Origin of the sequence: Caldalkalibacillus uzonensis, assembly GCF_030814135.1 — a bacterium.
GTDB lineage: Bacteria > Bacillota > Bacilli > Caldalkalibacillales > Caldalkalibacillaceae > Caldalkalibacillus > Caldalkalibacillus uzonensis.
On record NZ_JAUSUQ010000010.1, the window covers coordinates 15,082 to 29,477 of the forward strand.

Consider the following 14,396-nt stretch of genomic DNA (forward strand, 5'->3'; position numbering starts at 1 on the left):
ATCACGTTTGCTTATAGGACCTGGCTTCTCTATTTTTATTTTTTTATTTTTGATGTGAACGGAATTGGTCTCTTTTTACCCGGTCTAATTGGTTCAAGAGACGGTCAATGCTTTGACTGGCTTCGATCACCCGGGGATGCTGAAAGTCCTGGTAGCGGGCCATCAGCCTATACAATTCCGCTCTCTTTTGCTCAATTTGATGGGTAAGGTTGTTCAGATCTGTTTGACGGACGCCTCTGTTCAGCTGAGACCTCTCCTTGTTGAATTAGTCTTAAATGCCTTCATCTTACCATATCCTCCTAGTAAATCCCATACATTCGACAAAATATCCAAAAAATAGATTGGATCCGCCAATTTTCTCAGTGCCTATTTTCCTGTTCACCATCCTGTCAAAGGTTTGTCAATGTTTAGACACAGACATATCCGGTGTGGGATGATACAGTAGAAACTGAAGGGAGAGATAGTGTATGAACAAGCGGTTTTATCTGTTAGCAGTCACTTTGCTTGCCGTTGCTGTCCTGTTTGCCGGCTGCGGCCAAAGTGATGAGCCTGCAGCAGATGAATCATCAGAAGCGACTGAGCCTGCTGCTGAAGCGACAGAAGAAAATGGAGCTGATGAAGCTGTTGAAACGTCCGGGGATGTGGTGCAACTGACAGTGTCTGCCCATAATTTCGGATTTGACCAAGAACGGTACGAAGTGCCGTTGGGTGCTACCGTAGAAATTACCTTTGAAAATGAAGAAGGTTATCACGAAGCGATCATCGCTGGCTATGACGTTGAATTGACAGCCAAAGAACCGGTTACGTTCGTAGCCGATCAACCTGGTGAGTTTGACCTGTCTTGCAGCGTGGTGTGCGGTCCGATGGATGAGCATAACAATATGCGCGCCACGTTTGTGGTTACTGAGTAAAAGTGTGACCTGGCTCTCTGACTATGGTTAACATGTGATCCTCCCCCTTTAAGCATAAGTTTTAATGTTGAGGCCAACTTACTTAAGGTGAGTTGGTCTCTTTTTTCTTTCATTGACAGGTTTGTCGAAATAGGATAGGATATGTCTGATACCGTGCAGGTTGAGGTGCTTGACAATTTGTGCAAGGAGGGAGCCCATTGGCACTGAAGAAAGGACATCGTTTATTTACTTCTGAATCCGTGACGGAGGGTCATCCAGATAAAATTTGTGACCAGATTTCCGATGCCATATTAGATGAAATTTTAGCCAAAGATCCCAATGCCCGTGTGGCTTGTGAAACGTCTGTCACCACTGGTTTGGTGCTGGTAGCCGGGGAGATTACCACCAGCTGTTATGTGGATATCCCCAAAATTGTGAGAGAGACGGTGCAGAGTATCGGCTATACCCGTGCCAAATACGGTTTTGATGGGGAAACTTGTGCCGTTTTAACCGCCATTGACGAACAATCCCCTGATATTGCCCAAGGAGTGAACCAGGCCCTGGAAGCACGGGAAGGGCAGATGACCGATGCAGAGATTGAAGCGATTGGTGCGGGAGACCAGGGATTGATGTTCGGCTTTGCTTGTGATGAAACGCCCGAATTAATGCCTTTGCCCATTTCCTTGGCCCATAAGCTGGCCCGCCGCCTGAGCAAGGTGCGCAAGGAAGAGATCATTGATTATCTCCGTCCGGACGGGAAAACCCAGGTCACGGTCGAGTATGATGAGAACAACCAACCTGTCCGTATTGACGCCATTGTTGTCTCTACCCAGCATCATCCCGAGATCGGTCAGGACCGGATCAGGGAAGATATCATTGAGAAAGTGATCAAGCCGGTGGTTCCTGCCGAATGGTTGGATGAGAACACGAAATATTTCATTAATCCCACCGGCCGTTTTGTCATTGGTGGTCCGCAAGGGGATGCGGGATTAACCGGGCGCAAAATTATTGTGGACACTTATGGTGGTTATGCCCGTCACGGCGGAGGAGCCTTCTCCGGAAAAGATCCGACCAAGGTGGACCGTTCCGCTGCTTACGCTGCCCGTTACGTGGCGAAAAACATTGTGGCCGCCGGGCTGGCCAAAAAAGTGGAGGTTCAGCTGGCCTACGCCATTGGAGTGGCACAGCCTGTTTCCATTGCCGTTGATACGTTTGGCACAGGACAAGTGGATGAGGTGGATCTGGCTGAGCTGGTTCGCCAGCACTTTGACCTGCGTCCGGCAGGCATTATCAAAATGCTGGACCTGCGCCGTCCCATTTACCGTCAGACCGCAGCATACGGTCACTTCGGCCGTACTGATCTCAATTTGCCTTGGGAAAAAACAGATAAAGCAGAAGCGTTAAAGCAAGCTGCAGCCCGCTTGAACAGCTAAACAGACAAATGAGGAGGAAAGCGGCATCTTGACCGAATGGTGCCGCGCGAACAACATAGGCCTGATTCCCAAGGCCTATTTTTTTTTGGCAGTGAGCGGAAGATTCATGACGGGCAGGCCGCCATCCATTATAATGTAACTAACTTGGCCAGCAGCGTAGTGCTTAGGTATGAATTTTTAAAAGAATTAGGAGACGTTCTGAATTTAAAGTGTATAATCGAATTATGAAGGTGAGGACAAACCATGACGCTGGATAGCCGCCTACTGGATCAAATCTTATCCAAGACGGTCTCAACTGTGGAAGTGAGTCAGCGCCAAATTTACGACCTGACCGAGCAAGCCTTGTTAGAACGGGAGCGTCTGAAGTTAGAACTTGATAAGGTCAATCAGCGTATTGCTGAAGCCATTGCCAAGACGGACCGTTTGGATAGTGAGCTCCGCCAGGCCCGGGTTCGTTTGGCCGAAGTCAGCCGCCGCTTTGACCGCTTTAATGAGGGAGACCTGAAACGCATCTACGAGCAGGCCCATCATTTGCAGATGGAACTGCGTTTGTCTGAAGAAAAAGAAAGGCAGCTTCGGGAACGACGCGATGATCTGCAGCGGCGCTTAAAACAGATGGACGACATGCTTGGTAAAGCCCAAAATTTGGCTACCCAAATCAGTGTGGTTCTCCATTATCTGACCGGTGATTTGAGTCAGATGAGCAAAATAATTGAAGAGGCCAAAGCGTCTCAGGCTTTGGGATTAAAAGTGATTCAAGCCCAAGAAGAGGAGCGTAAGCGCGTCGCCCGGGAGATTCATGATGGTCCGGCGCAGTCACTGGCCAATGTGCTTTTGCAAACTGAAATTATTGATCGGGCTTATCAGCAGGGAACGGCAGAACAGGTCAAACAAGAAATCGCCACGTTAAAGCGCAATTTGCGAGAGACGTTAGGTGACATCCGGCGGATCATCTTTGATTTGCGGCCCATGGCACTGGATGATCTGGGTCTTGTGCCCACATTGCATAAATATGTGGAAAAAATTGAAGAATCTCATTCTCTCAAAGCGGAGTTTCATGTGTACGGCAAGGAGCCCCAACTCCCGTCAGCCATGGCTGTGGCCTTGTTCCGCCTGGCCCAGGAAGGGATCACCAATGTACTGAAGCATGCCCGGGCCAGTCATTTGCTGATTAGACTTGAGTTCCATCCTTCTACCCTGTTTCTGGTTGTGCAGGACAATGGCCGGGGCTTTGACCCTGATCAAGAGCACAAAGAGGGCTTTGGCCTCTTGGGCATGAAAGAACGGGTTAAACTCTTGGAAGGAGAGCTTCAGCTGTCGTCCAAAGTAGGGCGTGGGACCAAGATTGTCATCAAAATTCCGATTAAAGAGAAGGCAAGTGATGCCAATCATCCAAATTGAACATCACTCAGGGAGGGGTATATATAATGAGCAGCGAAAACAAAATTAGAATATTGATCATAGATGACCACACCATGTTCCGCGAAGGTGTTAAACGGGTGATTGACATGGAAGAGGACTTTGAAGTGGTTGGCCAGGCCGGAGATGGGGAAGCAGCAGTTCAGTTGGTACAGGAACTTGAGCCGGATGTCATTCTGATGGATATTAATCTGCCCGGCATGAACGGGGTGGAAGCAACCGAAGCGGTCTTGCGTTATTCTCCTGATTCCAAGATCATTATTTTATCCATTCATGATGACGAATCCTATGTTTTCCGCACCCTTCAATCCGGAGCCAAAGGTTATTTGTTGAAAGAGATGGATATTGAAGCACTGTCTGAGGCCATTCGTGCCGTCCACGAAGGAGGCGCCTATATTCATCCCAAAGTGACCGGCAAGCTGGTGGAAGAATTCCGCCGTTTGAAGCAGCAGGACACTGCTGAGAGGACCGGGGAGGAACCTTTAATCCGTGTCACCGACCCGTCAGAGCTCCGCGATGAATATGAGATTTACCAGCTTTTAACCAAGCGGGAATTTGAAGTGTTGCAGCTGATGGCCCAAGGAAAAAGCAACAAAGCGATCGGTGAGGCCCTGTTTATCAGTGAAAAAACAGTGAAGAATCATGTCAGCAGTATTTTGCAAAAAATGAAGGTGCAGGACCGTACCCAAGCGGTGATTGAAGCGATTAAGAACGGCTGGGTCAATATTGAACGATAGGGGCGAGCGTTAAGAGTTTCTTCCGGCCGTCACCCCAACCGTCCCCTGTGCATACTGTAAAGCAAAGGGGAGGGTTGGCGATGGAAACCATCTTGCTTTGGTTGCTGGCCGCCTACGGGGGAGCCACAGGTTGCCTCTCTGTGTTAAAATGGTGGTATGGGCGGTTTCGTCCGCCTCGGGTCGATTATTATATTTTAACTTACAATTCTGCTCAGCAGATTGAGTGGATGATTCGTTCATATACCCACTTGTCCCGCATAGAGGGGCGGGAGTTTCGCTTTGTTATCATTGATTTTGGTTCGCTTGATGATACGTTGGCTATTATAGACAAATTTAAACGTAAGGGAATCCAAATTGAGCTGTTAACACAAGTAGAGGAGCCCCTCGAGCAGGTGGTGGAATTCCATAGCCATTCTGTCTGCTGCCAGGAGCATCGGGGGAAAGAGATGAAAGTGGTTGATCTCAGGAGGAGGCACTGCCTGTGCGAATACAAAACAAGTTAAATGTTCCTGTTGATCACCCCAGGCAGGAGCATCGTGTGAAAGGGCAAACTTCGTTTAACCAGGTGATGCACAACATGCAAGTTCGCCTGCAGCGTGAAGCGCTGGCCGGTTTACTGCAAAAAATTGAAGCGGCCGGGGAGCAATTGGTTAAACGACGCACCTTGGCTCATCTGTTTCAATATAAACGGCTGGTCAAACAGTTTATAGAGGAAGCCACACAGAGAGGCCTGAAATGGACGGAGCGGGAAGGGTCTTATGCCCATGGCCGTTTTAAGGTGTACCACCTGATTGAGCAGGTCGATGAACATTTGCTGCAGTTAACCGATGAACTATTGGCCACAGAAGAGGGGCATTTGCAGCTGTTGGCGCTGGTGGGGGAGATCAAAGGGCTTTTGGTTGAATTGTACGGATAAAGATCAACATCATGACTTGGCTTTCAAAGTGATGATGTTTTTATTTTTGATCGGGCCGTTTTGTGGCATAATGGAAGCAACTCCCCCTCAGCTGGCGAGGGGACTTTTCCGTTGGTACATAAAGGAGGATAATACATATCATGAGCAAAATTGCCATTGTCACGGACAGTACGGCTTATCTTTCCCAAGACACCATTGACAAACATCGCATTACAGTGGTGCCGCTCAGTGTGATCTTTGGCCAGGAGGCCTACCGTGAAGGTGAGGATATCGGCTATGAGGAATTTTACCGTAAATTAAAGGAGACCGATGTACTGCCCACCACCTCCCAGCCTTCCGTGGGTGACTTTGTCAAAGCGTTTGAAAACCTGTCCAAGGAGTATGATCAAGCCATTTCCATCCACCTGTCCAGTGGTATTAGCGGCACTTATCAGGCTGCCCGGCAGGCGGCTGATCTCGTGGAAAATTTTCCTGTGCATCTGGTGGACTCTGAAATCTCTAGCGCTCCGCAAGCCCTTATGGCGCAAAAAGCAGCTCAGTTAGCAGAAGCAGGCAAAAGTGCCGAGGAGATTGTGGCCTTTCTGGAGGAGCTGAAACAGGCCAACCGGGCTTATTTTGTGGTTGATGATCTCTCCCACTTGCACCGTGGCGGACGGCTCAATGCCGCCCAACTTTTGATCGGCAGCATGTTACGTATAAAGCCAGTTTTGCACTTTGTGGATAAAAAAATTGTACCGTTTGAAAAAATCCGCACCAAGAACAAAGCAAAAGCACGCATCTTGGAACTGTTGGCAGAGGATGCCAAGAACGGACAAGCCTTCCCTGTCACTGTCGTCCACGCCAATGCAGAACAGGAAGCATTGGACTGGATGGAAGAAGTACAAGCGCAATTTCCTCATCTCCCCGTTCAAACTGCGAAGATGGGGCCTGTTTTGGGTACTCATGTGGGCGAAGGCACGCTGGGTTTGACCTGGAATGTGCACCCCTCACTGGATTAACCTCAGCCCTGCACCGCCAGGGCGGGCGTTTCATTTTCGTAATATTTTACATATTCTCATAGCGTGATGCCAGATCAGTAGTAAGAGAGGTGGCGGAAGTGGGTGGCTGTCTCTTGTACCAGGTGACAGGAACCATTGGGATTCAATCTGTTGACAGGTCAGGCCCGCAACCAATCCGGTGGCTGTTTGTCTCTCCCAGTGCCGTGTTTGAACAGACGGACAAGATGTTGTGGAACCGACTGCAGCGGGCCGGTTATTTTCAGGGTCAGCTGGAGTTGGCAGCCAGAGAATCTTCCTGGAGCCATTTGTTTGCCAGGCATGTGCAGGTTTATAGCCAAACCGTGCGGCTGGAAGCACAGGCGGGGTGTACTTTTCCTACGGCCCAGGAACGGCGCCGTTTGTGGCAGGCGTTCAGCCAGGTCAACCGAGCCGGAGTGGGGGAACGAAATGACGCTATGGGGTCAGGTGAGCGTCTGGTTGACAAGAGGCTGCTCCAGGCATTATACCCCATGTTGGCCGGCAGGCAGTTGCTGCTCTCTGAAGTGGAACAAGTGGCCAGAGAGCAGTTGGAACAAGAAGATGATTGGGAATGTCACCTCTTAGAGGCTCTGCAGCTGGGCTACCTGCAGGGTCTTTTTGAGTGGTTGCCCTCCATGGTCCTGTGCCGCAGGTCAGGGTGGTTTGGTCAGGGAAGGCGGTTTGGGAAGCGTCCCGCTCTCTTGGGGAAGAGACCTCTTCTCTGGCAGTGTCTCCGATGCGGCTCCTGTGAAGTAGTGGCGGTGGCTTGTGCCAGCTGCGGACGGGATGATTGTGCCTATTGCCCCCAGTGTCTGGTCATGGGCCGGGTCAAAGCCTGCCAGCCGTTGCTAAGATGGGAAGCTCATCAGCCAACCGCTCTTGATAGTGGTGATCCAGATGTTGAGTCTGCCAGGGATGCCGAGGGCCCGGTGGTGTGTACCTGGCAAGGCACATTGAGCCCGGGACAACAAACGGCCTCAAATGCCTTGCTGCGTTTTGTGCAGGATGCAGGGGATCAAGCGGAGGCAGAAGCTGAGCACAAACAACCGGAATTTTTAGTCTGGGCCGTGTGTGGCGCAGGAAAAACAGAAATGTTGTTTGACATGCTCACTTATGTGTTGAACAAAGACCAGAAAGTGCTGATCACCTCTCCGCGGCGGGACGTCATTCTTGAACTGGCTCCCCGGCTCAAAGAGGCCTATCCCATGGTGCCTATCCGTGTCTTGTACGGGGGCAGCGGGGAGAGGTTTAAACCGGGACAATTGTTTTTGGCCACCACGCATCAGACGCTTCGTTTTGCCCGCTATTTTGACCTGATCATCATCGATGAAGAAGATGCCTTTCCCTACCATCACGATCCCATGCTCCCCCTGGCTGTCTCCCGGGCCAGGCGGGAAACAGGTCAAACGGTCTATTTGACGGCCACCCCACGCACGGAGATGGTCAAGCGGGTCAAGCGCGGGGAACTGCCCTATGTACTGATTCCCCAGCGTTTCCATGGACAGCCCTTGGCCGTCCCCAAGCTCCGTCCTGTTGGCCGCTGGCGCCACAGGATCAAGCAAGGGGAAAAGTTGACCGCACTGATGGATTATCTTTTTCATTTGTTGGAAAACAACCGTTACGGTTTCCTGTTTGTGCCCCATGTGGGCGACATTGAGCAGGTTGGACGCTATATTACAGAGGAGTTACTGCCCTTTATGCGAGCGACATGGCCGGAACTTTTTCCCGCAGAGTCTCCGTTTACCATGGAAGGGGTTCATGCTGAACACCCGGAGCGGGCCGATATTGTCTTACGCTTCCGCCGGCATGAGATCCGTCTGCTCATCACCACCACCATTCTGGAACGGGGTGTCACCATCTCCTACAGTGATGTGGCTGTGCTGGGCAGTGATGATGATGTCTTTGACACGGCGGCTCTGATTCAAATTGCTGGCCGGGTGGGACGCAAAAAAGAAGACCCTGTGGGACAGGTGTGGTTTTTGCCCGAAATGCGGACCAAAACACAGCAGCAGGCCATCCGGCAGATCAGGGAGTGGAACCGCTTGGCCCGGCAGCTTGGCGGTGGCCCGCAAGGGAGTGGCAGGCCAGTGGGTGATGATGCCCATGGGTAAGAGAAAGAGAAAAAGAGCGGGTGTTTGCCATGTGTAAGCGATGTTTAATCTGTCACAGTATGCTGCCGGACTCATTTTCCTGGGTCTCCCTGTTAAGTTTTCTTCCCTTTCAGCGAGACACCTTGCCTCCCCTGGATCAATGGCTGTGTCCCGATTGTGAGCGGCAAGCAGCGTGGATCAACACAGGATGTGTGCGTTGCTTCCGGCCTCTGGAGACGGTTGAAAGGCGCTTGGCCAAGGAAACAGAGCAGGGCTTGTTATGCTATGACTGTCAGCGCTGGCTGGCCTGGGAAGAATCCCAGGGCAGGGGTCCCGTTTTGGCCTGGAACCGGAGCGTGCTGCGGTATGATGCGTGGACCCAGGACTTGGTCACTCAGTATAAATTCCGGGGGGATGAGCGCCTCAAATATTTTTTTGCTGCGCTCATCGTTCACCATGCCCGCCAACTGGGGGTTGACACAGAGGACATTGACGTGGTCACCGCCATCCCGTTGTCCAAGGGACGACTGATTGAACGGGGATTTAACCAGGCTGATCTCATCGCCCGCCTGGTGGCTGAAGCATGGCAGCGGCCGTACATTCCGGATCTTCTGCTGCGGCAGGAAACAGAAGGAAAGCAGAGTAAAAAAGGACGGCAGGACCGGTTGGAGAAAATCTTGTCCATGTTTCTTAACAATCCGGCTCATACGGCCGATATATTAAATAAGCGGATTATCGTGATTGATGACATCTATACCACGGGGGCAACCCTGCATGCCGCAGCCCTGGCCTTAAAAACTGGTGGAGCCAGAAAGGTTTGCAGCTATACGGTTGCCCGCTAAAAGCAGCTGTGCGAGAGAGAGGGATGTGCATGGCTCAACTGGAAAATTGTCCACGCTGCGGCACTTTATTTGTGAGGACGGTCCGCAAGGTGTGTCCCCAGTGCCACCAGGAGATTGAACAGCAATACCGGATCGTGTATGATTTTTTGAGACGAAAGGAGAACCGGGAAGCCACGATATATGAAACGAGTGAACAGACAGGGGTGTCCGTAGCTCAAATTAAAGAGTTTATCCGTCAGGGCCGGTTGCAGCTTAAGGATTTGCCCAATATGGGTTATCCCTGTGAGTCGTGCGGGACATTAATTCAGGAAGGCAGGCTGTGTAAAAGTTGCCGCGAAAGGTTAATCTCAGAGATGGGCAAGCTGAACGCCAGCGAAGGGGAAAACAGCACTCCTTCACATTCCCGGGATTATAAGCATGCTAAGGGATACCGTCAATTGAAAGCAGATGATAAACAGCGGCGAGGAAGGTGATCAGTATGAAAATAGATCAAACCCATGGTCTCTGGCGACCTAACCCTTACCAGCAGCAACAAGTGTCAAAGTCTGTTCAGAAAAAAGGAAAGATGGGTCAAGATCAGGTTCACATTTCGAAAGAAGCGAAAGTGATGCTGGAGAAACAAAACCAAACGAACGTTCATACGGATCGGCAAGCCAAACTAGAGCGAATCAAGGAACAGCTGGAAAAGGGAACTTATCAGGTAAACAGCAAGAAAGTGGCTGAGCGCGTCTTTGATTTTTGGTTCAGATCAAGCTAAAGGAGCGGAGCCCAGATGCAGATGCTAATTGCCACCCTGGAGGACCTTCTTCAGGCTCATGAAGCGATGCTGGAGATTGCCCGCAGTAAGCAGGATGTCCTGATTAAGGGGGATGTGCAGGGATTATCCGCCTTGTTGGAGAAAGAGGGGCAGTGGATTAAGCGGCTCAGTAAGCTTGAGCAGGAACGCCAGTTTCAAGTGGAGGATTATGTGCGGCGGCTTGGCTTGGAAGTAGATGAGGATGTCACTTTGTCCCGTTTGTTGGCCTTGCTCCCCGGCAGTGAGAACAAGCGTAAGGCAGAGCGGTTGGCAGAGCAGTTGACAGAGACGATTGTGAAGTTACGGGAACAGAACGAACTTAATCAGCGCTTAATCCAGGATGCCCTTAAGGCGGTCAATCACACCTTGGACGTGCTCACCCAGAATGAGTCGGAGATCACATACCAGAAGCCGGACAAACAAGGCAAAGGGCAGCCTGGCCCACCGCCCGGACGAGGTTTTTTTGACATCAAAGCATAAAAATAGGTCAAGCACAAGTCCATATCAGAGGCAAATTTCAGAGAGACTAATTTTAGTAAGGAGTGAGACGATGAGATCCACTTTTCATGGATTAGAAGTGGCCAAGCGAGGCTTGTACGCCCAGCAGACCGGCATTAACACCACTGCCCACAATATTGCCAACGCCAACACCCAAGGTTACACTCGTCAACGGGTCAACTTTACAGCTTCTTCCCCCATTGAAGTCCCGGCCATGAACCGCTCCGTGGCACCGGGCCAGTTGGGGACTGGGGTCAACTTTTCCTCTATTGTGCGCTTGAGAGAAAAATTTTTGGATGACCAGTTCCGCAACGAAGCCCATTCCTACGGCTATTGGCATATTCAAAAAGATACCCTGGAGAAAATAGAGATGATTTTTAATGAACCCAGTGATGACGGCCTGCGCTCCACCATCGACCAGTTTTGGAACGCCTGGAGTGATTTGAGCCGGGAGCCGGATAACCTGACCGCCCGGGCTGTGGTGCGCGAGCGGGCTTTTGCCTTGCTGGATGCTTTTAAACATGTGGATACCAAGCTGGGTGAACTGCAGAAAGATCTGGAAGTCAGCTTTGAGGCAAAGGTGTGGGAAGCAAACGGGTATATTGAACAAATCGCCCAGCTGAACAAGGAGATCCGCCGTATCGAAGGGATGGGCATGAACGCCAACGATTTACGTGACCAGCGTGATCTCTTGGTCGATGAGTTGGCCCGCCTGGTGCCGATTGAAGTGGTAGAGGAACAAGAAGAAGGCAAGAAGGGGATGTACAATATTAAGCTGCTCCATGGCGGGGATGAAGAGATTATGTTAGTAGAGGGGATTGAGTCTAACACGATAGGCCTGGAAGATCAAAATGTTGTTTATCAGGCTGTTACTGAGAATGGCATCAGCGGAGAGTTGCACAGTTTGTGGAAAGCTCGTACCGAGACAGTAGAGACGTATCGGGAGCAATTGGAAGCATTGTTTGCCAACATCATAGAGGCGGTGAACAGTCAACATGAAGATGGTTTTGATTTAAACGGTGACGAAGACATCAGCTTCTTCACGTTGATTGATGGCGCCAGTCAAATATCTATTCAAGAGGTAGAGGTCAACCCCGAAATTGTGGCTGACTTAAACCGGATTGCTGCCTCCAGCCGTTCGGATGCAGTTGGCAATGGTGAAAACGCCTTGGCCATCAGCCAGCTGCGTGATCAGTTTAATGAGGAGTACCGGGTGATGATGGGCCAGTTGGGGGTACAAACCCAGGAAGCCCAGCGGCAAGCCAGTAACTCGCAAATTATTTTGGAAGCGGTAGATTATCGACGCCAATCTGTGAGCGGGGTCTCCCTGGACGAAGAGATGGTCAACCTGGTTCAATTGCAGCATGCTTACAATGCTTCGGCCCGGATGGTCACTGCAATAGATCAGATGCTGGAAACGATTATCAACCGCATGGGTGTTGTCGGCCGTTAACGATGTTTGGAGAGGAAGGTGACAAGCGATGAGAGTGACGCCCAAAATGATCAGCGACCAGATGATGAGTAATTTGAACCGCAATTTGAACCGGCTGCAACATGTGCAATGGCAGCTTTCCACAGGCAAGAAAATTGGCAAGCCGTCGGATGATCCGGTCGGCATCAGTTCGGCCTTGCGCTACCGCAGTGAGCTGGCAGCCAACGAGCAATACCAGCGCAATCTGGATTCCGCCCTGTCCTGGTTGGAAAACGCCGATTCCATGGTAGGGCAAATTGTGCAGGTGGTGGAACGTGCCCGTGATTTGACTGTGCAAGGTTCGACAGGGAGCAATTCAGACGTCTCTTTGGAATCGATTGCTAAGGAAATTGACCAGTTGATTGAGCAGTTATACGAAATGGCCAATTCCCAATTCAATGGCAAGTATATTTTTAATGGGCAGCGTACTGATCAGAAGCCGTACCCCGAAAATGATTATGTTGGCGTCCAGTTTGATACGGGTGAGATTAAATTTGAAGTGGCCCGCGGAGTTACTATCCCGATCAACCAGCATGCCGGCGACATTTTTGGAGAGGAAAATGATCCTGACAATCTGTTTGCTGTTTTGCAAGAAATCAGAACGGCCTTGCAACAAAATGATCCTGAAGAGGTGGGGAACCAGCTGGGCAATCTGGACAGCCGGATGGATAAGATCTTGCTGACATGGGCTGAAATTGGCGCCCGCTACAACCGTCTGGAGCTGATGAACAACCGCATGCATGATGAGAATCTTAACCTTAAAACTGTACTGTCCAAAACAGAAGATGCTGACCTGGCTGAGGTGATTATCAATCTGAGGACTGAAGAAAACATCTACCGTTCCAGCCTGGCTGCTGGAGCGCGCATCATCCAGCCCAGTCTGATTGACTTCCTGCGTTAAGCGAACACCTGGCCAAGGGTGGTGTGTAAAAGTGAGTATTGCAGCCCTTTCTTCAGCAGGTGTTTTGTCCAGCATGCCCCAATTGAGAATCAAGCAGCAGCAGGGCGAAATCGGCATCAATCAGACACCAGGCCATGTGCAGATTGAGCAGCCCCCGCCCTTGGTGGAGATGAGCAGCGAACCGGTGCAGGTGCAAATTGAGCGCCAGCCCAGTGAACTGTACATTGACCAGTCACGGGCTTGGGCTGCCTATGCTTTGATGCCTCCTGTGACTTTGACCAAAACGGTTGTGTATAACATTAAGCGTATCTATCCGGAGATTGTTGCTAAAATCGCCAGAGACGGAGACCGGATGGCTGATTTCCATCTCTCCAATAACGTGATCGCTGAACTGGCCAAGGAACCGCCCCGCCTCCTGTCGGAGATGCACTTTGCCGGACCGGCCAGCAGGCTGAATGTGGATGTTGAGTATATTCCTGAACAAGTGAAGATTGATGTGCAGGGTGGGAACTGGCATTATCACGTGGAGCCTCAGAAGCCCAGAATGGTACACTTCCCTGCCAAGGTGGAGATTTATCTCCGCCAGCGTCCCTCATTGGAGATCGAGTGGGTGGGCCGTGAAGTGGATGTGCGGGGGTAGGTGCGGTATAATACGAAATGAACATGAAAGGAGGGCCAGGAATGAGCGAGAGATTGGAAAGTATGATCAGCGATCTGGGCAAACATATCATGGTCCTGGGAGATAAGATTGACCAATTGGGTCACGCTGTTCACCGCTTGGAACAACGAATAGATAAAGTCGAACACCGTCTGGACAAAGTAGAGCAGCGTTTAGACAAAGTAGAGCAACGATTAGACAAAGTAGAGCAACGATTAGACAAAGTAGAGCAACGATTAGACAAAGTAGAGCAACGATTAGACAGAGTGGAACAGCGCTTGGATGAACATGACAGACACTTTGAGCAAATTGAGCAACGTCTGGATAGACATGAGCAGATGATCGAGCAGTTACTCTCTATTGTGGCGTCAACCAACCAGCGCGTTGAAGAATTTAGGAAAGAGCAGCAACAATTCCGGGAAGAGGTGAATGAGCGTTTCGACCGTCTGGAGCAAAAGGTGCACTATATTGAAATTGACCTGGAGTATCAGCATCGCCGCACTGCTGACCTGGAGCGGGATATGCACCGTTTGAAAAAGGCGGCCAATGACTAAGTTAACATAGGGTCAACAATCGGAAAGGCGAATGAACTAAAATGATACTTGACAAGATCTTATCAAATCATTAGCTGTTGCGGATAGTGGTTACACATTGTAATGTAACCGCTCTTTTTGTTTGGATGGCTTGACTAACTCTGGTTTAACCAAGCGTATGTCTATGGAAAGGGTG

At 50.5% G+C, this 14,396-nt stretch carries 17 protein-coding genes; 16 read left to right on the top strand and 1 reads right to left on the bottom strand.

Annotated features, from left to right (window positions below):
• Window positions 1–43 precede the first annotated feature (43 nt).
• Window positions 44–244: an aspartyl-phosphate phosphatase Spo0E family protein gene (locus tag J2S00_RS13165; RefSeq protein ID WP_307340927.1), complete on the bottom strand. Its 201-nt coding sequence runs from the start codon at window positions 242–244 to the stop codon at window positions 44–46.
• A 223-nt stretch (window positions 245–467) separates the two neighbouring features.
• Between J2S00_RS13165 and J2S00_RS13170 the strand changes: the two genes are divergently transcribed.
• From J2S00_RS13170 to J2S00_RS13245, 16 genes are all read left to right on the top strand, one after another.
• On the top strand, window positions 468–911 hold the full coding sequence (locus tag J2S00_RS13170) for a hypothetical protein (RefSeq protein WP_307340568.1): 444 nt from the start codon (window positions 468–470) through the stop codon (window positions 909–911).
• A gap of 203 nt (window positions 912–1,114) precedes the next feature.
• Window positions 1,115–2,323: a methionine adenosyltransferase gene (gene metK / locus J2S00_RS13175; RefSeq protein WP_307340930.1), complete on the top strand. Its 1,209-nt coding sequence runs from the start codon at window positions 1,115–1,117 to the stop codon at window positions 2,321–2,323.
• 243 nt (window positions 2,324–2,566) lie between these two features.
• Window positions 2,567–3,724 carry a sensor histidine kinase gene (locus J2S00_RS13180; protein ID WP_307340570.1) on the top strand — a complete coding sequence of 386 codons (1,158 nt, stop codon included), beginning with the start codon at window positions 2,567–2,569 and terminating at the stop codon, window positions 3,722–3,724.
• Window positions 3,725–3,750: 26 nt separating this feature from the next.
• Entirely contained in the window at window positions 3,751–4,479 is a 729-nt protein-coding gene (locus tag J2S00_RS13185; protein ID WP_307340573.1) for a response regulator, read from the top strand.
• An 80-nt stretch (window positions 4,480–4,559) separates the two neighbouring features.
• Window positions 4,560–4,982 (top strand): glycosyltransferase family A protein, encoded by a 423-nt coding sequence (locus J2S00_RS13190; RefSeq protein ID WP_307340576.1) that lies wholly within the window; start codon window positions 4,560–4,562, stop codon window positions 4,980–4,982.
• Entirely contained in the window at window positions 4,961–5,395 is a 435-nt protein-coding gene (locus J2S00_RS13195; RefSeq protein ID WP_307340579.1) for a YaaR family protein, read from the top strand. The genes J2S00_RS13190 and J2S00_RS13195 overlap by 22 nt, the downstream gene beginning before the upstream one ends.
• Before the next feature lie 140 nt (window positions 5,396–5,535).
• Window positions 5,536–6,393, top strand: a complete 858-nt coding sequence (locus J2S00_RS13200) for a DegV family protein (protein ID WP_307340581.1) — start codon at window positions 5,536–5,538, stop codon at window positions 6,391–6,393.
• A gap of 89 nt (window positions 6,394–6,482) precedes the next feature.
• Window positions 6,483–8,522 (top strand): ATP-dependent helicase ComFA, encoded by a 2,040-nt coding sequence (locus J2S00_RS13205; RefSeq protein WP_307340584.1) that lies wholly within the window; start codon window positions 6,483–6,485, stop codon window positions 8,520–8,522.
• A 59-nt stretch (window positions 8,523–8,581) separates the two neighbouring features.
• The gene (locus J2S00_RS13210; RefSeq protein WP_307340587.1) at window positions 8,582–9,343 is read left to right on the top strand and encodes a ComF family protein; all 762 of its coding nucleotides are present in this window, start codon (window positions 8,582–8,584) and stop codon (window positions 9,341–9,343) included.
• Between the two features lie 29 nt (window positions 9,344–9,372).
• The gene (locus J2S00_RS13215; protein WP_307340591.1) at window positions 9,373–9,816 is read left to right on the top strand and encodes a TIGR03826 family flagellar region protein; all 444 of its coding nucleotides are present in this window, start codon (window positions 9,373–9,375) and stop codon (window positions 9,814–9,816) included.
• Window positions 9,817–9,821: 5 nt separating this feature from the next.
• Window positions 9,822–10,100, top strand: coding sequence for a flagellar biosynthesis anti-sigma factor FlgM (gene flgM / locus J2S00_RS13220; protein WP_307340594.1), 279 nt, complete (start codon window positions 9,822–9,824; stop codon window positions 10,098–10,100).
• 15 nt (window positions 10,101–10,115) lie between these two features.
• Window positions 10,116–10,619 (top strand): flagellar protein FlgN, encoded by a 504-nt coding sequence (locus J2S00_RS13225; RefSeq protein ID WP_307340596.1) that lies wholly within the window; start codon window positions 10,116–10,118, stop codon window positions 10,617–10,619.
• Between the two features lie 70 nt (window positions 10,620–10,689).
• Entirely contained in the window at window positions 10,690–12,090 is a 1,401-nt protein-coding gene (flgK, locus tag J2S00_RS13230) for a flagellar hook-associated protein FlgK (protein ID WP_307340599.1), read from the top strand.
• A 28-nt stretch (window positions 12,091–12,118) separates the two neighbouring features.
• The gene (gene flgL, locus J2S00_RS13235) at window positions 12,119–13,009 is read left to right on the top strand and encodes a flagellar hook-associated protein FlgL (protein ID WP_307340602.1); all 891 of its coding nucleotides are present in this window, start codon (window positions 12,119–12,121) and stop codon (window positions 13,007–13,009) included.
• Window positions 13,010–13,040: 31 nt separating this feature from the next.
• Window positions 13,041–13,649, top strand: coding sequence for a DUF6470 family protein (locus J2S00_RS13240; RefSeq protein WP_307340605.1), 609 nt, complete (start codon window positions 13,041–13,043; stop codon window positions 13,647–13,649).
• A gap of 41 nt (window positions 13,650–13,690) precedes the next feature.
• Window positions 13,691–14,221 carry a hypothetical protein gene (locus tag J2S00_RS13245; RefSeq protein WP_307340608.1) on the top strand — a complete coding sequence of 177 codons (531 nt, stop codon included), beginning with the start codon at window positions 13,691–13,693 and terminating at the stop codon, window positions 14,219–14,221.
• The last annotated feature ends 175 nt before the right edge of the window (window positions 14,222–14,396 follow it).

What these genes read in the sequence shown, in the direction of transcription:
- J2S00_RS13200 (WP_307340581.1), top strand. Translation starts at nt 5,536, where the DNA reads ATGAGCAAAATTGCCATTGTCACGGACAGTACGGCTTATCTTTCCCAA.
- J2S00_RS13245 (WP_307340608.1), top strand. Translation starts at nt 13,691, where the DNA reads ATGAGCGAGAGATTGGAAAGTATGATCAGCGATCTGGGCAAACATATC.
- J2S00_RS13185 (WP_307340573.1), top strand. Translation starts at nt 3,751, where the DNA reads ATGAGCAGCGAAAACAAAATTAGAATATTGATCATAGATGACCACACC.
- J2S00_RS13210 (WP_307340587.1), top strand. Translation starts at nt 8,582, where the DNA reads ATGCTGCCGGACTCATTTTCCTGGGTCTCCCTGTTAAGTTTTCTTCCC.
- flgL (WP_307340602.1), top strand. Translation starts at nt 12,119, where the DNA reads ATGAGAGTGACGCCCAAAATGATCAGCGACCAGATGATGAGTAATTTG.
- J2S00_RS13225 (WP_307340596.1), top strand. Translation starts at nt 10,116, where the DNA reads ATGCAGATGCTAATTGCCACCCTGGAGGACCTTCTTCAGGCTCATGAA.
- flgM (WP_307340594.1), top strand. Translation starts at nt 9,822, where the DNA reads ATGAAAATAGATCAAACCCATGGTCTCTGGCGACCTAACCCTTACCAG.
- J2S00_RS13190 (WP_307340576.1), top strand. Translation starts at nt 4,560, where the DNA reads ATGGAAACCATCTTGCTTTGGTTGCTGGCCGCCTACGGGGGAGCCACA.
- flgK (WP_307340599.1), top strand. Translation starts at nt 10,690, where the DNA reads ATGAGATCCACTTTTCATGGATTAGAAGTGGCCAAGCGAGGCTTGTAC.
- J2S00_RS13180 (WP_307340570.1), top strand. Translation starts at nt 2,567, where the DNA reads ATGACGCTGGATAGCCGCCTACTGGATCAAATCTTATCCAAGACGGTC.
- J2S00_RS13215 (WP_307340591.1), top strand. Translation starts at nt 9,373, where the DNA reads ATGGCTCAACTGGAAAATTGTCCACGCTGCGGCACTTTATTTGTGAGG.
- J2S00_RS13170 (WP_307340568.1), top strand. Translation starts at nt 468, where the DNA reads ATGAACAAGCGGTTTTATCTGTTAGCAGTCACTTTGCTTGCCGTTGCT.